This window comes from Escherichia sp. HH091_1A (assembly GCF_030295175.1).
Taxonomy (GTDB): Bacteria; Pseudomonadota; Gammaproteobacteria; order Enterobacterales; family Enterobacteriaceae; genus Escherichia; species Escherichia coli_F.
The window spans coordinates 1,819,387-1,839,605 of sequence record NZ_AP025747.1 but is presented as its reverse complement, the minus strand read 5'-3'; the positions used below and the strand labels follow the sequence as shown (position 1 = coordinate 1,839,605).

General features: G+C 49.4%; 21 protein-coding genes and 1 pseudogene. 6 read left to right on the top strand and 16 right to left on the bottom strand.

The features are described from left to right. Positions 1 to 197: 197 nt before the first annotated feature. Positions 198 to 1,235: an NADPH-dependent curcumin/dihydrocurcumin reductase gene (curA, locus tag QUF14_RS09225; RefSeq protein ID WP_024212169.1), complete on the bottom strand. Its 1,038-nt coding sequence runs from the start codon at positions 1,233 to 1,235 to the stop codon at positions 198 to 200. Between the two features lie 180 nt (positions 1,236 to 1,415). Here curA and QUF14_RS09220 point away from each other — a divergent pair, with 180 nt between their 5' ends. Together QUF14_RS09220 and QUF14_RS09215 are read left to right on the top strand one after the other, a co-directional pair. Continuing rightward, positions 1,416 to 1,931, top strand: coding sequence for a GNAT family N-acetyltransferase (locus QUF14_RS09220; protein ID WP_000027557.1), 516 nt, complete (start codon positions 1,416 to 1,418; stop codon positions 1,929 to 1,931). Then, on the top strand, positions 1,931 to 2,380 hold the full coding sequence (locus tag QUF14_RS09215) for a DMT family transporter (RefSeq protein ID WP_001076528.1): 450 nt from the start codon (positions 1,931 to 1,933) through the stop codon (positions 2,378 to 2,380). The genes QUF14_RS09220 and QUF14_RS09215 overlap by 1 nt, the downstream gene beginning before the upstream one ends. Here the strand turns inward: QUF14_RS09215 and ydcY are convergent, their stop codons facing one another. Further along, positions 2,381 to 2,614, bottom strand: a complete 234-nt coding sequence (ydcY, locus tag QUF14_RS09210) for a DUF2526 family protein YdcY (protein WP_000018633.1) — start codon at positions 2,612 to 2,614, stop codon at positions 2,381 to 2,383. It lies immediately after the preceding gene. An 85-nt stretch (positions 2,615 to 2,699) separates the two neighbouring features. Next, the gene (ortT, locus tag QUF14_RS09205) at positions 2,700 to 2,873 is read right to left on the bottom strand and encodes an orphan toxin OrtT (protein WP_000061178.1); all 174 of its coding nucleotides are present in this window, start codon (positions 2,871 to 2,873) and stop codon (positions 2,700 to 2,702) included. A 193-nt stretch (positions 2,874 to 3,066) separates the two neighbouring features. Here ortT and yncL point away from each other — a divergent pair, with 193 nt between their 5' ends. Both yncL and QUF14_RS09195 read left to right on the top strand, forming a co-directional pair. Next, positions 3,067 to 3,162: a stress response membrane protein YncL gene (gene yncL, locus QUF14_RS09200; RefSeq protein ID WP_001303494.1), complete on the top strand. Its 96-nt coding sequence runs from the start codon at positions 3,067 to 3,069 to the stop codon at positions 3,160 to 3,162. A gap of 221 nt (positions 3,163 to 3,383) precedes the next feature. Then, a protein-coding gene (locus tag QUF14_RS09195; RefSeq protein ID WP_097494069.1) for an IS3-like element IS2 family transposase occupies positions 3,384 to 4,612 on the top strand; the annotation gives its coding sequence in 2 pieces (ribosomal slippage) (positions 3,384 to 3,699 and positions 3,699 to 4,612; 1,230 coding nt in all). Positions 4,613 to 4,897: 285 nt separating this feature from the next. Here QUF14_RS09195 and QUF14_RS09190 read toward each other — a convergent pair. The 8 genes and pseudogenes from QUF14_RS09190 to hicB all read right to left on the bottom strand — a co-directional run. Next, positions 4,898 to 5,707 (bottom strand): CatB-related O-acetyltransferase, encoded by an 810-nt coding sequence (locus QUF14_RS09190; RefSeq protein ID WP_100733833.1) that lies wholly within the window; start codon positions 5,705 to 5,707, stop codon positions 4,898 to 4,900. A 233-nt stretch (positions 5,708 to 5,940) separates the two neighbouring features. Beyond that, positions 5,941 to 7,365, bottom strand: a complete 1,425-nt coding sequence (gene patD, locus QUF14_RS09185) for an aminobutyraldehyde dehydrogenase (protein WP_001163863.1) — start codon at positions 7,363 to 7,365, stop codon at positions 5,941 to 5,943. 21 nt (positions 7,366 to 7,386) lie between these two features. Further along, positions 7,387 to 8,181, bottom strand: a complete 795-nt coding sequence (locus tag QUF14_RS09180; RefSeq protein ID WP_000555466.1) for an ABC transporter permease — start codon at positions 8,179 to 8,181, stop codon at positions 7,387 to 7,389. Then, entirely contained in the window at positions 8,171 to 9,112 is a 942-nt protein-coding gene (locus tag QUF14_RS09175; protein WP_001251299.1) for an ABC transporter permease, read from the bottom strand. The genes QUF14_RS09180 and QUF14_RS09175 overlap by 11 nt, the downstream gene beginning before the upstream one ends. After that, positions 9,113 to 10,126: an ABC transporter ATP-binding protein gene (locus tag QUF14_RS09170; RefSeq protein WP_000220427.1), complete on the bottom strand. Its 1,014-nt coding sequence runs from the start codon at positions 10,124 to 10,126 to the stop codon at positions 9,113 to 9,115. Positions 10,127 to 10,143: 17 nt separating this feature from the next. Then, positions 10,144 to 11,289, bottom strand: a complete 1,146-nt coding sequence (ydcS, locus tag QUF14_RS09165) for a putative ABC transporter substrate-binding protein YdcS (RefSeq protein WP_000047458.1) — start codon at positions 11,287 to 11,289, stop codon at positions 10,144 to 10,146. A 244-nt stretch (positions 11,290 to 11,533) separates the two neighbouring features. Continuing rightward, positions 11,534 to 12,940: an aminotransferase-like domain-containing protein gene (locus tag QUF14_RS09160; protein ID WP_000760602.1), complete on the bottom strand. Its 1,407-nt coding sequence runs from the start codon at positions 12,938 to 12,940 to the stop codon at positions 11,534 to 11,536. A 78-nt stretch (positions 12,941 to 13,018) separates the two neighbouring features. Beyond that, a pseudogene (gene hicB, locus QUF14_RS09155) lies at positions 13,019 to 13,255 on the bottom strand (type II toxin-antitoxin system antitoxin HicB); the annotation flags it as partial. Positions 13,256 to 13,433: 178 nt separating this feature from the next. On the opposite strand from hicB, the gene QUF14_RS09150 reads away from it, so the two are divergent. Next, positions 13,434 to 13,664 carry a YncJ family protein gene (locus tag QUF14_RS09150; RefSeq protein ID WP_000494241.1) on the top strand — a complete coding sequence of 77 codons (231 nt, stop codon included), beginning with the start codon at positions 13,434 to 13,436 and terminating at the stop codon, positions 13,662 to 13,664. 95 nt (positions 13,665 to 13,759) lie between these two features. Here the strand turns inward: QUF14_RS09150 and rlhA are convergent, their stop codons facing one another. Beyond that, entirely contained in the window at positions 13,760 to 15,721 is a 1,962-nt protein-coding gene (gene rlhA / locus QUF14_RS09145; RefSeq protein WP_024212234.1) for a 23S rRNA 5-hydroxycytidine C2501 synthase, read from the bottom strand. Between the two features lie 72 nt (positions 15,722 to 15,793). Continuing rightward, positions 15,794 to 16,330, bottom strand: a complete 537-nt coding sequence (gene sutR, locus QUF14_RS09140) for a DNA-binding transcriptional regulator SutR (protein WP_000429503.1) — start codon at positions 16,328 to 16,330, stop codon at positions 15,794 to 15,796. Between the two features lie 52 nt (positions 16,331 to 16,382). On the opposite strand from sutR, the gene ydcO reads away from it, so the two are divergent. After that, positions 16,383 to 17,594 (top strand): BenE family transporter YdcO, encoded by a 1,212-nt coding sequence (gene ydcO, locus QUF14_RS09135; RefSeq protein WP_071988184.1) that lies wholly within the window; start codon positions 16,383 to 16,385, stop codon positions 17,592 to 17,594. Between the two features lie 34 nt (positions 17,595 to 17,628). Here the strand turns inward: ydcO and QUF14_RS09130 are convergent, their stop codons facing one another. The 3 genes from QUF14_RS09130 to tehA form a co-directional block, all read right to left on the bottom strand. After that, complete coding sequence (locus QUF14_RS09130; RefSeq protein ID WP_001261024.1) at positions 17,629 to 18,297, bottom strand: DUF3313 domain-containing protein; 669 nt, start codon at positions 18,295 to 18,297, stop codon at positions 17,629 to 17,631. A gap of 301 nt (positions 18,298 to 18,598) precedes the next feature. Next, on the bottom strand, positions 18,599 to 19,192 hold the full coding sequence (gene tehB, locus QUF14_RS09125) for a tellurite resistance methyltransferase TehB (protein WP_000586746.1): 594 nt from the start codon (positions 19,190 to 19,192) through the stop codon (positions 18,599 to 18,601). Then, positions 19,189 to 20,181: a dicarboxylate transporter/tellurite-resistance protein TehA gene (tehA, locus tag QUF14_RS09120; RefSeq protein ID WP_100733834.1), complete on the bottom strand. Its 993-nt coding sequence runs from the start codon at positions 20,179 to 20,181 to the stop codon at positions 19,189 to 19,191. Before tehA ends, tehB begins: the two co-directional genes overlap by 4 nt. Positions 20,182 to 20,219: the final 38 nt, after the last annotated feature.

Sequence of the window (20,219 nt, the reverse complement as noted above, 5' to 3'; positions counted from 1 at the left end):
TTACTTCCTTCGCGTGTTTTCTTTCCGACCCTGCCTGCATAGCAGAAGGCGTTCACCTGGTGTGTTAAAATGAATAATCATAAGCCACTCACCTTTGTAGTTATTAGCAGCAGAACAATGATGTGGTCAGTTAATTAAAGCTGAAAATAAGCTTTTTGCCTGGATTTTTATGGCGGCCTTACGCCGCCGTTGAAACTTTAATCATCATCAGCCACGCGGATCACCACTTTGCCAAAGTTTTTACCCTTCAGCAGGCCGATAAACGTCTGTGGGGCGTTCTCCAAACCGTTGGTAATTTGTTCACGATAGTGAATTTTCCCCTCTTTCACCCATTGTCCCATCTCCTGCTGAAACTCATGGATACGGTGACCATAATCCTGACCAATAATAAACCCTTGCAAGCGAATGCGTTTTTTCAGCACCGTTGCCATCAACAGGGGTAAACGATCCGGACCGGGTGGTAGCTCTGTAGCGTTATAGCTGCTCACTAAGCCGCAGACGGGAATGCGCGCGGATGTATTGAGTAACGGTAGCACCGCATCAAATACCTTACCGCCAACGTTTTCATAATAAATATCGATACCTTTTGGGCACGCTTTCGCCAGTTGCTCGGCAAAATCATCCGCGTGATGGTCAAGGCAGACATCGAAGCCCAACACCTCGGTAGCATGGCGGCATTTTTCCGCGCCACCAGCTACCCCCACCACTCTGCAACCTTTAAGTTTGCCGATTTGCCCCACCGTCGCCCCCACTGGTCCTGTCGCTGCAGCTACCACCAACGTTTCGCCTTCTTTGGGCTGACCGATATCCAGCAGGCCCATATAAGCGGTAAAGCCTGGCATCCCCAGCACACCCAGCGACCACGATGGATTTTGCGGATGATCGCCAAGTTTCACCAAATCATCACCACTGGATATGTCATAGTCCTGCCATCCACTGTAGCCCAGCACCCAGTCACCAGGCTGGTAATCAGGATGATTAGACTCCACAACACGGCTCACCGTACCGCCGACCATCACGCCGTCAATGTCAACCGGCGGTGAATAAGATGGCTCATCGCTCATACGTCCACGCATATACGGGTCCAGTGACAAATAAACTGTGCGCAGTAATACCTGTCCTTCACCCGGTGTGGCGACATCATCTTCTTCAAGACGAAAATTCTCCGGAACCGGCGCGCCATGCGGACGCGAGGCCAGAACCCAACGGCGGTTACGCTGCTTTTGTTGCCCCATAATGCTCTCCTGTGCTTTTGGCATGAATCCATCAATAGTAGCAGGCTCGCAGGATTGGTTTTGTTTGCAGTCGTCACATCCCCTCTGCAACACGCAATAATTTCATCGAGGAATCCGTTGCTTCGGGCTGTTTTCGATAGTATTGATAACGTCATTATCATTATTTTATCGAGGCCAGACATGTCCATCCGTTTTGCCCGCAAAGCCGACTGTGCTGCCATTGCGGAAATTTATAACCACGCCGTGTTGTATACGGCGGCTATCTGGAATGACCAAACGGTGGATGCAGATAACCGCATTGCCTGGTTTGAAGCGCGGACCATAGCAGGTTATCCGGTGCTGGTGAGTGAAGAAGATGGCGTAGTGACGGGATATGCCTCGTTTGGCGACTGGCGTAGTTTCGATGGTTTTCGCCATACCGTGGAGCATTCGGTTTATGTCCATCCTGATCATCAGGGCAAAGGTCTTGGGCGTAAATTGTTAAGCCGATTGATTGATGAAGCGCGGGATTGCGGGAAGCATGTTATGGTCGCCGGGATCGAATCGCAAAATCAGGCTTCGCTGCATCTCCACCAGTCGCTGGGATTTGTCATCACCGCACAAATGCCGCAGGTGGGCACTAAATTTGGGCGCTGGCTGGATCTGACATTTATGCAGTTGCAACTCGACGAACGCAGTGAACCGGACGCAATCTGATGAATCAGTCGCTTACCCTTGCCTTTTTGATTGCCGCAGGGATTGGTCTGGTCGTCCAGAACACGCTAATGGTGCGCATCACCCAGACCTCCTCTACCATTCTCATCGCCATGTTGCTGAACTCACTGGTAGGGATTGTGCTCTTTGTTTCTATTTTATGGTTTAAACAAGGCATGGCGGGGTTTGGCGAACTGGTGTCCAGCGTACGCTGGTGGACACTTATACCCGGCTTGCTGGGATCTTTTTTTGTCTTCGCCAGTATCAGCGGATATCAGAATTTGGGAGCGGCGACAACTATTGCAGTACTGGTCGCCAGCCAGCTAATTGGCGGTCTGGTGCTGGATATCTTCCGCAGTCATGGCGTACCACTACGGGCGTTGATCGGCCCAATTTGTGGCGCAATTTTACTTGTGGTTGGTGCCTGGCTGGTGGCCAGGCGCACATTTTAATCAGAGGATGGTGCCGCCTTTGGTTAACTGTTCGTGGCGCGCTTCCATATCTTCTTTATGCTTGCGACCGTGATGGGCGATCGCTGTGCGCAGACGCTGCTGCTGGGTGTAGCGATCTTCCCGACTTAACTCCGCGTCATCGCTCAGGGCGATTAATAATTCGTTCATATGGGCAATGACGCTCTCTTCAATCGCGGCATCCACGCGCGCGATGACTTCATCCAGATGCGACATACTTTCTCCTTAGCCACTTGTGAAATTTATCGATTCATCCAAATGATATAAGTCTGCGTGGTGCCGTCAAGCCAGTGCGTAAGATTTAAAACAGTGAAAACAACAGCGCCACCGGGAAACTCATCGGCCATGTTGCCCCCACCAGAAAGGCGCTTAAGAAACGGATGCGTTTCTTATCGTGAGAAAGAAACCAGGTGATAAGAAATGCGATTGCTGCCATAACCGCATAAAAAACAAGCATGTGTTGATAGAGAGACATGTACGGGCGTCCAGCCAGATGAATAAAACGCGCGCAAATATGCGTCATTTTTTGACGTACATCAAGTTTTTTCACCAGTTTGAGAAAAAATCATCAACAGCAACTTGCCCTTATCCATCTTCAGAATAAGTATTATTGCGGATTTTCTTAACCCGTACTATACACATAGGGGCAATGATAAAAGGTGGCAAAAATGAATGTTTCCAGTAGAACTGTAGTACTGATAAATGTCTTTGCTGCTGTTGGTTTGTTTACTCTTATCTCTATGAGATTTGGCTGGTTTATTTGATGTAGTGATTTTGCACGCAGCACGTACTGTCAGAGAAATCAGTGCTCTGACAGTACGCAAGATCATCTCATACTCTCCAGGTTTACAACATTATCCTTAATATTTACTTCTTTTTGCTGACATCTACATTTAGACTGGCCCCCTGAATCTCCAGACAACCAGTATCACTTAAATAAGTGATAGTCTTAATACTAGTTTTTAGACTAGTCATTGGAGAACAGATGATTGATGTCTTAGGGCCGGAGAAACGCAGACGGCGTACCACACAGGAAAAGATCGCAATTGTTCAGCAGAGCTTTGAACCGGGGATGACGGTCTCCCTCGTTGCCCGGCAACATGGTGTAGCAGCCAGCCAGTTATTTCTCTGGCGTAAGCAATACCAGGAAGGAAGTCTTACTGCTGTCGCCGCCGGAGAACAGGTTGTTCCTGCCTCTGAACTTGCTGCCGCCATGAAGCAGATTAAAGAACTCCAGCGCCTGCTCGGCAAGAAAACGATGGAAAATGAACTCCTCAAAGAAGCCGTTGAATATGGACGGGCAAAAAAGTGGATAGCGCACGCGCCCTTATTGCCCGGGGATGGGGAGTAAGCTTAGTCAGCCGTTGTCTCCGGGTGTCGCGTGCGCAGTTGCACGTCATTCTCAGACGAACCGATGACTGGATGGATGGCCGCCGCAGTCGTCACACTGATGATACGGATGTGCTTCTCCGTATACACCATGTTATCGGAGAGCTGCCCACGTATGGTTATCGTCGGGTATGGGCGCTGCTTCGCAGACAGGCAGAACTTGATGGTATGCCTGCGATCAATGCCAAACGTGTTTACCGGATCATGCGCCAGAATGCGCTGTTGCTTGAGCGAAAACCTGCTGTACCGCCATCGAAACGGGCACATACAGGCAGAGTGGCCGTGAAAGAAAGCAATCAGCGATGGTGCTCTGACGGGTTCGAGTTCTGCTGTGATAACGGAGAGAGACTGCGTGTCACGTTCGCGCTGGACTGCTGTGATCGTGAGGCACTGCACTGGGCGGTCACTACCGGCGGCTTCAACAGTGAAACAGTACAGGACGTCATGCTGGGAGCGGTGGAACGCCGCTTCGGCAACGATCTTCCGTCGTCTCCAGTGGAGTGGCTGACGGATAATGGTTCATGCTACCGGGCTAATGAAACACGCCAGTTCGCCCGGATGTTGGGACTTGAACCGAAGAACACGGCGGTGCGGAGTCCGGAGAGTAACGGAATAGCAGAGAGCTTCGTGAAAACGATAAAGCGTGACTACATCAGTATCATGCCCAAACCAGACGGGTTAACGGCAGCAAAGAACCTTGCAGAGGCGTTCGAGCATTATAACGAATGGCATCCGCATAGTGCGCTGGGTTATCGCTCGCCACGGGAATATCTGCGGCAGCAGGCTTGTAATGGGTTAAGTGATAACAGATGTCTGGAAATATAGGGGCAAATCCAACATTGAAATAAGTAGAAAACATCCCCCTCCTATCGTCCTTACAGACAGCTTACTGATTCAAAGGGAACTTTGTTTTCACATTTTTCTATCATCATTACTTTAGACGCGCGGGGTCTATAAATGCTTTATACTTTCAGAGAATAAAGTAAATATAAAAAGATGGCATAAAGTATATGCATGGCAGGATGTTTGCAACCTCCTTGAGGACGCTGTCCCATTGAAATTGCAAACCCCGCACTGGTTATCTGCCCATTTATCATGTAAAACAGACAATTATAGGTCTCTGAATATCTCAGAAAGATTGAATTTTTTATAGTCCCTCTCTTGAATATTTCCATTTGATATCAATCGATTCATCTCTTCAACAAAATAATTTATATCATCACATTTGTTATTATCCGGAAGATCTGAGTAATTATAATTCCACCACTTTATTCTCAACAATTCATCAATAATATTTAAATCAAATCTAAATCTGATTATTTTTGCAGGAACTCCTGCAACTATGGCATATGGTGGCACATCTTTGGTAACAACGGAATTGGCAGCAATAACAGCACCATCACCTATTGCGATGCCACCTTTCAATACAACATCATTTCCTATCCAGACATCGTTTCCTATAATCGGATTTTCAGGTTTGGTAATGAATGGTTTCAATGTCCAGGGCCGTTCGAACTCACTCAAGGCAAATTTATCAAATTCACCGTTATAAGTCATCATGTGAGTAGTAAAACGATTCATAGGATGATTTCCACCCATTATTTTTACATTTGATGCAATACTACAAAATCGTCCTATATGTATATTCCCTGAAAAATGACAAGTTGGAAATGAAAATGCACCTACACTGGAAAAATTTTTTACAGGCATTGTTGAATATTCTTCAGCAATAACATTCTCTTCAATTGATATTTTGTCACCTTTTGAGAAAAGAAATAAATTTCTTTCTTTGTAAGACTTCTTCCCTTTATGATTTAAAAATATTTTATTATCCATGCAAAATTCAAAGTGTTTTTTCGTCCACCTAAAGGTAATGTTTTTATTTTTATCTTCCGTGAATTTATATAACTGTACGTTCATACTAAAGATTTCTACTTTTACTTATAAATTATTAGTTGAATAACGATACTCTAAAGTCTTCTATGAATCAACCATGACAGGATGAAAAATCACCATCATACCTTTAGCGCATAATAGTCGTTTAACTTTTCCACTCGTTTTAATGTATTCATTCTTATTAATCGCCAATGACTCAAAACTTCAAACGATAGTGGCCATCATATAATTTCATATAACAGCCACTAGCATTTAACTTAATGTTTAACCATGACATGGCGGACGACGGTGTAATCCTCCAGCCCATAAAGTGACATATCCTTGCCGTAACCAGAAAGTTTCTGTCCACCGTGCGGCATTTCACTTACCAGCATGAAATGGGTATTGACCCAGGTACAGCCATATTGCAGCCGTGCACTGACACGATGCGCCCTGCCCACATCTTTAGTCCATACCGAAGATGCAAGCCCGTACTGGCTGTCATTCGCCCAGTTCACCACCTGTTCTTCATTGTCAAAGGCCGTCACGCTCACCACCGGACCAAATACCTCTTTTTGCACGATGGCATCGTCCTGTAACGCGCCAGCCAGCAGCGTAGGCGCATAGTAATAACCATTACCCTTGCGCTTTTCACCACCGGTGATCACTTTGATGTGCCCTGTCTCTTTCGCCTCTTCTACCGCCTTGCTGACACGTTCGAGATGTGCCAGCGAACTTAACGGTCCAAGCTCCGTGGACTCGTCATCCGGCGCACCAGATTTTAACGTTGCCACTGCAGCACCGAGTTTTTCCACCAGCGTATCGTAAATACCTTTTTGCGCGTAGATCCGACAAGCCGCAGTACAATCCTGTCCGGCATTGTAATAGCCAAAAGTGCGAACACCTTCGACCACTGCTTCAATATCAGCATCATCAAAAACAATCACTGGCGCTTTGCCACCAAGTTCCATATGAGTACGCTTAATAGACGGCGCTGTATGGCTGATGATGTGCTCGCCGGTGGCGATAGAGCCCGTCAGCGACACCATCCGAACTTTGGGATGTCCGGTCAGCGGATCGCCCACTGTTTTGCCTCTGCCAAACAGCACATTAATCACGCCAGCCGGGAAGATATCTTTCGCCAGTTCAGCCAGCTTCAACGCTGTCAGCGGCGTAATTTCTGATGGTTTAAGCACTACGCAGTTCCCTGCCGCCAGCGCCGGAGCCAGTTTCCACGCGGCCATCATCAGCGGATAATTCCACGGTGCGATAGAAGCCACGACCCCCAACGGATCCCGACGGATCATTGAAGTATGACCTTCAAGGTATTCGCCGGCCGCCAGACCATTGAGGCAGCGCGCCGCCCCGGCGAAAAAGCGAAAGACATCGACAATCGCCGGAATTTCATCATTGAACGCACTATGCAGCGGTTTGCCACAATTACGGGACTCCAGTTCGGCAAAAACCTGACCATTTTCTTCAATAACATCGGCCAGTTTCAGCAGGCATTCCGCACGCGCTTTCGGCGTGGTTTGCCCCCATTCGGCAAATGCTGCATCTGCCGCGCGAACAGCAGCATCCACCTGCTCTGCGGATGCCTCGGCAATCTCCAGTAAAACGTCCCCCGTTGCCGGATTATAGACAGGCTGTTTTTCCCCTTCGCCGCTAACCAGTTCTCCGTTAATCAGTAACTTATGTTGCATAGCATATTCCTGTATCAGTGGTTATTGACCATTGTCGCCTTCGCGGGTTAGCCACCAGGCCCCCAGGATCGGCAAGGTTGTTACCAACATAACCAGCAGTGCCACCACGTTGGTTACCGGTACATCACGCGGTCGCCCAAGCTGATTGAGCAACCACAACGGTAACGTTCGTTCATGACCTGCCGTAAAGGTCGTAACGATGATTTCATCGAACGACAAGGCAAACGCCAGCATTCCTCCTGCCAGTAGCGCCGAACTGAGATTCGGCAACACCACGTAGCGGAAGGTTTGCCAGCCATTGGCCCCAAGATCCATTGACGCCTCAACCAGACTCCAGGAGGTGCGGCGAAAACGGGCGATGACATTGTTAAACACCACCACTACGCAAAAAGTCGCATGACCGACCACGATGGTGAAAAATCCCGGCTCCAGATTGATGGTTTTAAAAGCGGTTAATAGCGCCAGACCAGTGACAATGCCCGGCAGCGCAATGGGCAGCAGCAATAACAATGAAATGGCGCTTTTACCGAAAAAGTCTCGACGCCACAGCGCAGCAGCGGCCAGTGTCCCTAACACCAGCGCAATTAATGTCGCCAGTGCCGCTACTTTAAGTGACAGTGTCACAGCATCAAGAATATCACTACGCTGTGCTGCCACGCTAAACCAGCGCAGCGTCAGGCCTTGCGGTGGAAAACTAAACGCTGCATCTTCGGTATTAAAAGCATAGGCGGCGATAATCAGGATGGGAAAATGAAGGAAAACCACGCCGCCCCAGGCCGCCAGTTTAAGGAAAAACGGTGCGCGTTCAGAGTGCATCGAATGCTCCCAGACGTTTCACGAACGCCAGGTACAGTGCGATGAGAACAATCGGCACCAGGGTGAATGCCGCAGCCATCGGCATATTGCCAATCGCCCCCTGCTGGGAATAAACCATATTGCCGATAAAATATCCTGGAGGGCCAACCAGCTGCGGAACGATAAAATCGCCCAGTGTGAGTGAAAAGGTAAAGATAGAGCCAGCGGCAATACCCGGGATCGCCAGCGGCAGCACCACATAGCGAAAGGTTTGCCGTGGACGCGCGCCAAGATCAGCCGACGCCTGCAACAATGACGGCGGCAAACGCTCAAGCGCCGCCTGCACGGGCAGGATCATGAACGGCAGCCAGATATAGAGAAACACCAGAAAGCGCCCCAGCCCGGAAGTTGACAACGTGTTACCGCCCACCGCGGGTAATGTAAGGAACGCTGTCAGCAGTGGTTCCAGCCCCAGATGTTGTAAAAACCACTGCGCCACGCCATCTTTTGCCAGCAATAATGTCCAGGCATAAGCTTTAACAATGTAGCTTGCCCACATTGGCAGCATCACCGCAATATAGAAGAACGCTTTCATTTTCCCGCTGGTATAGCGCGCCATATACCACGCCATCGGAAAAGCCAGAATGGCGCTGGTGATAGTGACAGCCACAGCCATGGTTAGCGTGCGGAGGATGATGTCGTAATTCGCCGGATTAAACAGCGCACGGATATTCGCCAGCGTCAGTTCTGGCGTTACCGACATGGTGAAATCGTCAAAGGTATAAAAGCCCTGCCATAACAACGTCAGGAGTGAACCAAAATAGACAATGCCAAACCACATCAGCGGACCAAGCAGCAGCAAAAACAGCCCCAGTCCCGGTTTCCGCCAGAAGAAACCTGACACCTTACCCAACCCTGGGCGCGCAGGTGATTGCAATACGTTCATCGCCATTCACCTCTCCTCAACCAGCGGCACCATCACATCGCGCGACCAGGAAACCATCACCTGTTGTCCGGGCGTGAGCGTGGCAGGCAGTTCTTCGCCTGTCATATTGGCCTGACTCACCAGCAGTTTTTCACCGCCATTCAGTCTCAGTTCAAAACGGGTCGCCGCGCCCTGATACTGCACCGCCTGGATCGTGCCATTAACTTGCACTTCGCCGGGGGTGTTGAGGCGGATATGTTCCGGTCTCAGGGCAAAACTGCCTATCATGCTGCAAAGATTCTCGGCCATTAGCGGCTCAAAAACGTTGGATGTCCCGACGAATCCGGCAACAAACGGCGTGCGCGGACGCATATAGAGATCGCGCGGGGAATCGACCTGCTCAATACGACCGTTGTTGAATACCGCAACACGATCGGACATCGATAATGCCTCGCCCTGATCGTGGGTGACGAAAATAAAGGTGATGCCAAGAGACTGTTGTAGCTTTTTTAGCTCCAGTTGCATCTGCTCACGCAGCTTAAGATCCAGTGCGCCGAGCGGTTCATCCAGCAGCAATACGCGCGGTTCATTCACTAACGCTCTGGCAATGGCAACCCGCTGACGCTGACCACCAGAAAGTTGTGACGGTTTACGTTGCTGTACAAATCCGAGCGCCACTTTCTCCAGCGCCTCTTGCGCCATTACGTGTCGCTGTTTTTTATCCACCCCTTTGACCATCAGCCCATAGGCCACGTTGTCAAGAATCGACATATGCGGAAAAAGCGCGTAGTCCTGGAAAACGGTATTCACGTCCCGCTCCCACGGTGGCAGATTGCTGGCGGGTTTACCAAAGATAGATATAGTCCCGCCGGAAAGCTGTTCGAATCCAGCAATCAGGCGCAGGCAGGTGGTTTTGCCGGAGCCAGACGGCCCCAGCATTGAGAAAAACTCACCATCTTTTATCGCAATACTGACACCATCTACCGCGCGCACATCACCATACAGTCGCGATACGTTGTCAAACTCCACTGCGTACGTCATAAAACACCCCAGCGAAGTTAGCGGCCGCCCATAATGGCAATATAATCCTGCGTCCAGCGACTGTAGGGAACAAACTTGCCCCCTTCTGCTATAGGCGTTTTCCAGAAGGCGATTTTATCGAAATAGTTAAAACCGTTTGTTTCACAACCTTTTTCGCCTAATAACGGACTGGCTTTACACCCTTCCGGCACTACCGGTAACGAGCCAAACCAGGCCGCCACATCGCCCTGCACTTTTGGCGTTAATGACCAGTTCATCCATTTGTAGGCGCAAACCGGATGTTTCGCTTCGCTATGTAGCATGGTGGTGTCAGCCCAACCGGTAACGCCCTCCTTCGGGAAAACGGTAGCGACAGGCTGGCCTTCGGCTTTCAGGGCGTTGGCCTGATAGGGCCATGCACTGGAGGCAACCACACCCTCGTTTTTGAAATCACTCATTTGCACGGTAGTGTCATGCCAGTAGCGATGGATCAAACTATGTTGATCGCGCAGCACTTTCAGCACCGCCTGGTACTGTTCTTCGGTGAGTTGATACGGATCGCTGATGCCCAACTGCGGCTGAGTGGCTTTAACGAACAACGCAGCGTCCGCAATATAAATAGGGCCATCATAAGCCTGAACGCGGCCTTTATTGCTCTTGCCGTCCGGCAGATTCTGCGCAACAAAAACCACTTGCCAGCTATCCGGCGGGGTCGGGAAGGTTTTAGTGTTGTACATCAACAGGTTCGGACCCCATTGGTAAGGTGTGCCATAAACTTTGCCACTAACGTTAAACCAGTCGCCTTTAACCACGCGCGGATCGAGCGTTTTCCAGTTGGGAATCAATGCGGTATTAATCGGCTGCACGCGTTTGCCCATAATCAGGCGCAGCGAGGCATCGCCGGATGCTGTAACCAGATCGTAACCCCCTTTGGTCATCAGACTGACCATTTCATCAGAAGTCGCGGCGGTTTTCACATTCACCGCGCAGCCTGTCTCTTTTTCGAATTGCGTTACCCAGTCGTATTGTTTATCAGTTTGTCCGCGTTCGATGTATCCCGGCCAGGCGATAATATCCAGTCGCCCTTCCGGTTTATCTAAATTGGTAGGCGGTTCGGCGGCGTGAGCGGTCATTATTGTCATGGTGAGCGCACACAGGCTGCTGCGGGCAAATGTCTTGCTCATAAGGTCTTACTCCTGTCGTAATTAATTGTTCAGCCGCCGTGCCGTAAAAATATCTCCTTGTTTAACCATAGACGGCGGCTTGCAGGCACACCTTCGCCCCTGAGAAAATTTAATCAGGTTGTGAGCTACCGCGCATTATGCCGTCTGTGAGGTTATCTTCTGGAGTATAGACAAGGGGTTAGGAAATATGACTGCTATTCGAAATTCATATTACCCAACCTAAGAGGAATTAAATTAAACGCTATTACAGCCGTTCTTGAATAAGTTTGCCTAATTGTTTAACCGCCTGTTCTTCGCGCTCGCCCCACTGCCATGCAGTATTAAAACGAAAAAAACGTGACCAGTTTGCACCGGTAGAAAACATTTTACCCGGCGCAATACTGATATGATGCGTCAGTGCCGCAAGGCTTAATTCGCCCGCATCTAACGGCGCGGGGAGTTCCAGCCAGAGAAAATAACCGCTGTCATTATGATGAATTTTCACTTCCGCAGGCAGATAACGCAGCAGCGCCTGCCAGGCACGTTGTTTACGTTCCGCAAGCTGACGACGTAAACGACGAAGATGGGCGTCGTAACGGCGCGTGGAAAGATAATCCACCAGCGCAAGCTGCATCGGTGAACTGGTCGAAAGCGTACTCATCAATTGCAATCGTTGAATTTTGCGTGCGTGTTTTCCGGCGGCGACCCAACCAATACGAAAACCTGGCACCAGACATTTCGAAAACGAAGAGCAATGCAAAACACCATCGTGGCGATCCCACGCTTTCGCAGGCAGCGGTTTTTCCCGTCCAAAATAAAGTTCGCTGTAAACGTCATCTTCAATCAGCGTTACGTTGTACTGATTGAGCAACGCTACCAGCCGCGCTTTTTTCTGCGGCGTTAAGGTAAATCCGAGTGGATTCTGGCTATTAGTCATCAGCCAGCACGCTTTCACCGGATACTCCTGCAACGCCAGTTCCAGCGCCTGAAGATCGATCCCTTCGTTAACGTCCGTCGCCACCGATAACGCCTTCAGCCGTAACCGCTCCAGCGCCTGCAACGCGCCGTAGAAACAAGGATTCTCTACTATCACCCAATCGCCTGGTTCCGTTACCGCTTGTAAACTGAGGTTTAATGCCTCTAACGCCCCGGCGGTAATGACAATTTCATCAGGAGAAATAGTGATGCCCTGTAAGGCATAGCGACGAGCAATAGCCTGACGCAGTTCTGCGTTTCCTGGCGGTAAGTTTTCAATCACGCTCATCGCCGTGGCGGTTTTGCTTACCTGCGCCAGCGAGCGGTTTAGTTGTTGGAGGGGGAAAAGTCGCGGGTCGGGAAAGGCCGAGGCAAACGGAACTACCGACGGATCGCGACTGGCCTGCAACATATCAAAAATATAGGTGTTGATATCGACTGCTTCATCTCGAGTGACTGGAATGACTGGCGCTTTCGGCATTTTTATTGCCTGTGGCGCAACGTAATAACCCGACTGCGGTCGCGCGATAATATGTCCCTGACTTTCGAGCAACTGATAGGCATGGCTGACAGTCATAAAGCTCATGCCAGAAAGCGCCACCTGGTCACGCAACGAAGGCAAACGATCTCCGGGTTGCCAGATCCCCGACGCAATCTGCTCGCGTAATTGTTCTGCAAGCTGCTGGTATTTTTTCATTATCGAATCGTTATTATGTGCAGGTGATTCGGCAGTCTATATCAGTTGTTAAAAATGACAACTTTTCATTAACTGTTATCAAACCATCACCAGCGATAACTCTTTGCCAAGCGCCTTAGCCGCAAGCTGGACGGCGTCGATTTTTGTCGCATGGTGCAAGTTAAATAAGCGCGTAATTTCCTGTTTAGGTTTGCCAATTCGCCTGGCTAACTCTTGCTGAGTGATTTCAGACGGTAAAAAAGCATTTAACAGCAATACCTTAGAGGCGACGCTCAAAGGCACTTCAATAAAGTGATCGTGACTATTTAATGGCGAAGTTTACCTCCGTGTGTAATGTGCTCGAAAATAGCACTAAATCGCCGCAACGGCAGAATGCAATGCAAAATCAGGAAGGAAGATTCCAGAATTTCTTTGCGCTAATTTGCAAAACTGAATAATAACCTCAAGAAACGATCGGCATCATAGCGGCAAAAGGTGAGAAAAAGGTGGCGGGATGTTTACGAAGGCGTTATCGGTTGTCTTATTAACGTGTGCGCTGTTCTCAGGACAACTCATGGCAGGGCACAAAGGACATGAATTTATGTGGGTAAAGAATGTGGATCATCAGCTGCGTCATGAAGCGGACAGCGATGAATTGCGTGCCGTGGCGGAAGAGTCGGCGGAAGGTTTGCGCGAGCATTTTTACTGGCAAAAATCGCGCAAACCAGAAGCGGGACAACGTTGAGTCATTTATTTATTGCCGGATGCGACGTGACGCCTTACCCGGCCGACAAGATCATGCAGATCCAATAAGTTGTGAGTAACCAGAAAACTGGCGTTTTACCCTTTTCGCTTCGGCAATGTTTTCAGCAGATCATCCGGACTAACGGATGCCACTACGCTTCCCGGTAACGGCATTTTCAGTATGTGATTTTTGATTTTGCCAATGACGTGCATCTCACATGGGCGGCAATCAAACTTTAGCGTTAACACTTCATCGCCGTTAACCAGTTGCATTGGCGTCGCCTTCCAGCTTTTGATATTGCCTTTCGCCTGTTTCGGGCACAGATTGAAGGCAAAGCGCAGACAATGCTTGGTGATCATCACCGGGACTTCGCCCTTCTCTTCATGTGCCTCATACGCCGCGTCAATCAGTTGCACACCATAGCGATGATAAAATTCACGCGCTTTCTGGTTGTATACGTTCGCGAGGAAACTCAGATGCGTTTGCGGATAAACCGGCGCAGGATCAGCAACCGGTTTACGGCTGCCGCGCTGGTAACTGGCAAGACGCGCAGCATCCAGCATGTCAACGGCTTCACGGCGGAACTGGTTTAACAGACTGTTTGGTACAAACAGCGCCCCCGGCAAATTAATTTGCACATTGCGGGCGTAATAGATGGTTTGCCCCAGTTTTGCCAGACCATCCTTCAGATTGTTCATTGCTTTTTCGGCGTTATTGGCTTCGTCGAACTGCCCGTCCAGCGTATGCGTAATGCTGACACCCTCTTCACTGGTGAGGGTCAGAATCAGTTGTTCCTGCCAGCCGCCCAGTTCAATGTCTACCGCTACGCGACGTTCGCTGGATGTTTTGGTCAACGCCTGCTGCCAATTATGGTCCAGATTACGATTAAGCGGATGATGCGGACGAATTTTATGCAAATCCGCAGGCATCTCATTTGGCCAGACGCGGTACTGATTTTGCCCGGTTTTTTCGACTGTATTGGCGCGAAAGCCAACCACTTCACGTTTAATCATCACATTCAGACCATCGCCATTTGCTAACGGCTCGGTGACGGCAACATCGAGATGATCCTTCGCCACTTTTAATACTTCACCGACCGGCAGGCCGATAAACTTGGGGGAGTCGAACGCGCCGATATCCCCTTTACGGGCGTTAACAAAGTAGTCGGTACTGCCACGGTGGAAAGTCTTTTCCGTCGATGGAACAAAGAAATGTTCAGTACGACCTGATGAAGCGCGCGCCAGATCGCCACGTTCTTCAATAATGGCATCCAGCATCTGACGATAATGGGCGGTGATATTCTTCACGTAGCTCATATCTTTGTAACGCCCTTCAATCTTGAAGGAGCGTACGCCAGCATCAATCAGCGCGCCGAGGTTGGCAGTCTGATCGTTATCTTTCATCGACAGCAGATGTTTTTCATAGGAAACCACCCGCCCCTGATCGTCTTTCAATGTGTATGGCAAACGGCACGCCTGGGAGCAATCTCCACGGTTAGCACTGCGCCCCGTTTGTGCATGAGAGATGTAGCATTGACCAGAATAGGCCACGCACAATGCGCCATGAATAAAGAACTCAATTGTCGCGTCCGTGGCCTGATGAATCGCGCGGATCTGCTCCAGGTTTAGCTCACGCGCCAGCACAATCTGGGTAAAACCAACGTCTGAGAGGAACTTCGCTTTCTCTACAGTACGAATATCGCACTGCGTACTTGCGTGTAATTCAATCGGCGGAATATCAAGTTCCAGAATCCCCATATCCTGAACAATCAGCGCATCGACGCCGGTCTGGTAGAGGTCGGTAATCAGCCGTTGCGCAGGGTCCAGCTCATCATCATGCAAAATGGTGTTAAGCGTGACGAAAATTTTTGCACCATAACGATGGGCAAACGGCACCAGTTCGGCAATATCTTTCAGGCTATTACTGGCATTATGACGGGCACCAAAACCAGGGCCGCCGATATAAACAGCATCGGCACCGTGCAAAATAGCTTCGCGGGCAATGGCGGCATCGCGTGCCGGGCTTAACAGTTCAAGTCGATGAGAAGATACGGTCACATTCTTATCCAGTAGCTGAAAAATGGCGGCTATTTTAGCCACAAGCGCGACGTTGCGAAATAGTTTTCCCGCTTAACTGCGTGGGTAATGGATGAGGGAATGAAAATGTACGATTTGCTCCCCACCATTACGATAGACATGCGTAACGTCTGCAGCAAATCGAGCGCCTTTTCCACAATTAAGGCTCTGCCATTCACCATCAACGCACAGATCAAGTTGCCCATCAATGACGACAACATGTTCGATTACTCCCTTCTCATGGGGCGTCGATTCACTTATTGCACCGGGAGCCATCTGAATTGAGAAGTGTTCAAAGCAGAGTTGCGGATCATAAGGAAACAGCGAAGTGATCACCATCGCCTGCTGTTGCGGATCATAAACTGAAGGCGTAGCGGACTGCGGCGGAGAAATAAATGTCGAAAATGGCACATTCAACCCAGTGGCAATTTTCCATAATGTCGCGACCGTCGGGCTGGACTCATTACGCTCAATCTGCCCTAACATCGCTTTAGAAACCCCCGTCGCTTCTGCCAGTCGCGAAAGACTCCAGCCGCGCTGCTGACGCAGATGTTTAAGTGTGGTGGATAAAAAGCGAGTGAGATTTTCCATGTGACTCCTCCGGCAAAGCGGAAGTTTATCACTTGTGCGTTATAACGGACAAATGCTACGGTACCTGTACGCTATAACGCACGAGGTGACCATGCGTCTGTTTTCTATTCCTCCACCCACGCTACTGGCGGGGTTTCTGGCGGTATTAATTGGCTACGCCAGTTCAGCGGCAATAATCTGGCAAGCAGCGATTGTCGCCGGAGCCACCACTGCACAAATCTCTGGCTGGATGACGGCGCTGGGGCTGGCAATGGGCGTCAGTACGCTGGCTCTGACATTATGGTATCGCGTGCCTGTTCTCACCGCATGGTCAACGCCTGGCGCGGCTTTGTTGGTCACCGGATTACAGGGACTAACACTTAACGAAGCCATCGGCGTTTTTATTGTCACCAACGCGTTAATAATCCTCTGCGGCATAACGGGACTCTTTGCTCGTCTGATGCGTATTATTCCGCACTCGCTGGCAGCGGCGATGCTGGCCGGAATTTTGTTACGCTTTGGTTTACAGGCGTTTGCAAGTCTGGATGGTCAGTTTACGTTATGCGGTAGTATGTTGCTGGCGTGGCTGGCGACGAAAGCTATTGCGCCACGGTATGCGGTTATTGCGGCGATGATAGTTGGCATCGTAATCGTTATTTTACAAGGTGACGTTGTCACAGGGGATATTGCCTTTAAACCCGTTCTCCCCGCTTATATTGCCCCTGAATTTTCGTTTGCTCACAGTCTGAGCGTTGCACTCCCCCTTTTTCTGGTGACGATGGCATCGCAAAACGCACCGGGTATTGCGGCAATGAAAGCGGCCGGGTATTCGGCTCCTGTTTCGCCGTTGATTGTATTTACTGGATTGCTGGCGCTGGTATTTTCCCCTTTCGGGGTTTATTCCGTCGGTATTGCAGCAATCACCGCGGCTATTTGCCAAAGCCCGGAAGCGCATCCGGATAAAGATCAACGTTGGCTGGCAGCTGCCGTCGCAGGCGTTGTTTATTTGTTTGCAGGTCTGTTTGGTAGCGCCATAACTGGAATGATGGCCGCGCTGCCCGTGAGTTGGATCCAGATGCTGGCAGGTCTGGCGCTGTTGAGTACCATTGGCGGCAGTTTGTATCAGGCGCTGCATAATGAGCGTGAGCGCGACGCGGCGGTGGTCGCATTTCTGGTAACGGCAAGTGGACTAACGCTTGTCGGGATTGGTTCTGCGTTTTGGGGATTAATTGCCGGTGGCGTTTGTTACATGGTGTTAAATTTAATCGCTGACAGAAACCGATAATAAAAAGCGCCATCTTACGATGGCGCGACTGGAATTACTTTTTGTTAACGTCAAACATGGTGGCATCGGTCGCCATGTCATCAATAACTTGCTTAATATTCTCGAAAGCCATTGGCGTACTTTCATTATTCAGGTCTTTACCTTCGCCCTGACGAACGACTTTGATAACCGGTTTATTAGTAGCTGCATCAATTAGCTCACCTTCAAAATACAGGCGAGTATCCATGGTACGGTGGCCCGTCGCCATTTGCGTCCCCGCGACCACTAATGCGACAGGAACCACTTCATAGAATTGCAGCCCTTCTTTGCTGGTATCAACACCGGTAATGGCCCCACGGAAAATCAGACTACGAGGCCCAGCGGTGGTAACCAGTGGTTTACGCTGCGCAATCGCTTCTTTCATTTCGGTGTTGGTATAACTCAAAATTTTATCCAGAACTTTCTGCCCTACCTGGGTAGATGGTTTCGGTACCGGATAATAAGTGACTGGGTTCCAGACGATGCTGTCATATTTGCTTTGATCAAAACTCGGGTCTACCCAACGTAAAACAGGTTTACCTGTTGCTGAGGTTGTTTCTTTTAAATCAGAGTAATTGTTTAAAAAACCAGAATATTTATCTGGCTGGGTGATTTTAGAGGCACAACCAGACAGAGCCAACAAGCCGCATAAAGCTGCAACTTTCGCAAATGATGTGGTACGCATGAATAGTTTCCTGAGATGATTATATTACTTTTTAAGTTATAGCAAAAAGCACCGCTTCGTGTTGTGGCAAAAAAAGTGTTGGTAAAAATAAATTTATCAGCCCCTTTTCAGACGACATAGTCAATGCCGAAAAAGGGGCTAAGTCAATCATCAGTAGTTAAATATCAGTGCGTTAAGCTGATGAAAAACTTCGACTACCGTGATTAATTTCACATCCTTTTGATTAAAAATATGCTTACCGAAAAGAACAACGGTTAACCATCTCAACGCGGGGCATTTTCACGCGCCTTGTTCTACCGGGTCATTTTTTACGTGCCAGTATCGTGGCGAAACGCAGTTTAATCCGATTACCGTTGGCATCGGTGCGGTGCAACTCACCGACGTTTTCATTGTATTTCACCATCTCCCAGCCTTCGTAATATCGACGTAATTCTCCCTCTTTGAAGGCAAACGGGAAGCCGACGGTACATGGATAATCAGCGGTATCCATCGCCGCCACAATCAGGTTGTAACCACCAGGTTTAGTGCAACGTTGCATATTGGCAATCAGCCCTGGGATGGTTTTAGCCTCAAGGAACATCAGCACCACAGTCGAAAGAATAAAATCGTATTGCCCATCAAAGGTGAGGTTATTCAGATCAACGACCCGGGTATGTAAATTATCCAGATTTTCAATGGATTTAATGCGCTCGACGTTGGCGATACTCATGGCATTTTTATCCCATGCGTCAACTTCATAACCATTGGCTGCCAGGTAAAGACTGTTACGACCATTGCCACAGCCCAGATCCAGCGTTTTACCGGGTTTAACCACTTTCACCGCTTCCAGTACTTCAGAGTGTGTGCGGGTTAATTCATATTTTTCAGTAAAATAGTTTTCGTCACGGATGATCATTCTTTGTCCTCAACTTTCATTAAAACAGCGCGCTCTGTTCTGATTAACAATTTCCCCTGCATCAGAAGCGCGAAAGTTCGGATGAGCAGTATTGCAATTATAAAATTGGTAAAGATAAACAGCGGCACCGCCAGCGTATGGAAAAATCCATTATCGCTGCCACTCCCCAAATGCAAACCGGTGGTTGCCAGTGCAGATACGCCGAACGAGAAACTCCAGAATGAAGCATTAAATGGCTGGGAGAGATACCATGGCATCAGACGTAGCATAAACAGCAGTTGCAGCAGCCCATAACCGAAAAGCATTTTCGCCAGCGTGTCACCCTCGCCGCCGTTGACGCTCAGCCAGGCACTACAGGCCACCAGCGCAGGAGCGAGCTGAATGCCGAGTGATGTCCGCAGCGCCGTGGGTAATTCTCCCGAACTGCGCAGACGCTGCAAGATCACCGGTTCCAGGCTTAACCATGAGAAAACGCCTGCGCCTAAAAACACCAGACCGGCGTCGGTGTAGCCCAATGCACCACAGGCCATTGCGCTGATAAAGTTGTTGGCAACTGTCGGCAGATACAGTCCAGGCGTGGTGGCTTCTTCAGGGTGTGATCCGCGCCATAATCCCGCAGTTTGCCAAGCGGCATAAGCCAACTGAACCACGACGCCAAAACTGAACAGGCACACAGCCAGTGGGCGAAACCACGGAACAAAACCAATCGCCACCAGCATCGTCGTTGCCGGAAATAAACTCACAAAACTGCTCATTATTGGATGGCGCACTTCCGCCAGCACGCTATGCGGAAAGCGTATGAGTCGGGTAATAAATGCGCTAGTCAATAATCCCCAGATGATCATCGCCAGAATTACCAGCCCATCCCCTAACCAGTGGCTGACCTGCCAAACCTGGCTGGCATAGCGCCAGGCAAATCCCATCCCTATCGTCCCCAACACAATGCCAAAATAACCTGCCGGTAAATTGAGCTCTTTATCGCTCTGCATCTTCTTACTCATTTTGTTTAATTTATAAAGTATATTTG

What these genes read in the sequence shown, in the direction of transcription:
- curA (WP_024212169.1), bottom strand. Translation starts at nt 1,235, where the DNA reads ATGGGGCAACAAAAGCAGCGTAACCGCCGTTGGGTTCTGGCCTCGCGT.
- QUF14_RS09220 (WP_000027557.1), top strand. Translation starts at nt 1,416, where the DNA reads ATGTCCATCCGTTTTGCCCGCAAAGCCGACTGTGCTGCCATTGCGGAA.
- QUF14_RS09215 (WP_001076528.1), top strand. Translation starts at nt 1,931, where the DNA reads ATGAATCAGTCGCTTACCCTTGCCTTTTTGATTGCCGCAGGGATTGGT.
- ydcY (WP_000018633.1), bottom strand. Translation starts at nt 2,614, where the DNA reads ATGTCGCATCTGGATGAAGTCATCGCGCGCGTGGATGCCGCGATTGAA.
- ortT (WP_000061178.1), bottom strand. Translation starts at nt 2,873, where the DNA reads ATGTCTCTCTATCAACACATGCTTGTTTTTTATGCGGTTATGGCAGCA.
- yncL (WP_001303494.1), top strand. Translation starts at nt 3,067, where the DNA reads ATGAATGTTTCCAGTAGAACTGTAGTACTGATAAATGTCTTTGCTGCT.
- QUF14_RS09190 (WP_100733833.1), bottom strand. Translation starts at nt 5,707, where the DNA reads ATGAACGTACAGTTATATAAATTCACGGAAGATAAAAATAAAAACATT.
- patD (WP_001163863.1), bottom strand. Translation starts at nt 7,365, where the DNA reads ATGCAACATAAGTTACTGATTAACGGAGAACTGGTTAGCGGCGAAGGG.
- QUF14_RS09180 (WP_000555466.1), bottom strand. Translation starts at nt 8,181, where the DNA reads ATGCACTCTGAACGCGCACCGTTTTTCCTTAAACTGGCGGCCTGGGGC.
- QUF14_RS09175 (WP_001251299.1), bottom strand. Translation starts at nt 9,112, where the DNA reads ATGGCGATGAACGTATTGCAATCACCTGCGCGCCCAGGGTTGGGTAAG.
- QUF14_RS09170 (WP_000220427.1), bottom strand. Translation starts at nt 10,126, where the DNA reads ATGACGTACGCAGTGGAGTTTGACAACGTATCGCGACTGTATGGTGAT.
- ydcS (WP_000047458.1), bottom strand. Translation starts at nt 11,289, where the DNA reads ATGAGCAAGACATTTGCCCGCAGCAGCCTGTGTGCGCTCACCATGACA.
- QUF14_RS09160 (WP_000760602.1), bottom strand. Translation starts at nt 12,940, where the DNA reads ATGAAAAAATACCAGCAGCTTGCAGAACAATTACGCGAGCAGATTGCG.
- QUF14_RS09150 (WP_000494241.1), top strand. Translation starts at nt 13,434, where the DNA reads ATGTTTACGAAGGCGTTATCGGTTGTCTTATTAACGTGTGCGCTGTTC.
- sutR (WP_000429503.1), bottom strand. Translation starts at nt 16,330, where the DNA reads ATGGAAAATCTCACTCGCTTTTTATCCACCACACTTAAACATCTGCGT.
- ydcO (WP_071988184.1), top strand. Translation starts at nt 16,383, where the DNA reads ATGCTACGGTACCTGTACGCTATAACGCACGAGGTGACCATGCGTCTG.
- QUF14_RS09130 (WP_001261024.1), bottom strand. Translation starts at nt 18,297, where the DNA reads ATGCGTACCACATCATTTGCGAAAGTTGCAGCTTTATGCGGCTTGTTG.
- tehB (WP_000586746.1), bottom strand. Translation starts at nt 19,192, where the DNA reads ATGATCATCCGTGACGAAAACTATTTTACTGAAAAATATGAATTAACC.
- tehA (WP_100733834.1), bottom strand. Translation starts at nt 20,181, where the DNA reads ATGCAGAGCGATAAAGAGCTCAATTTACCGGCAGGTTATTTTGGCATT.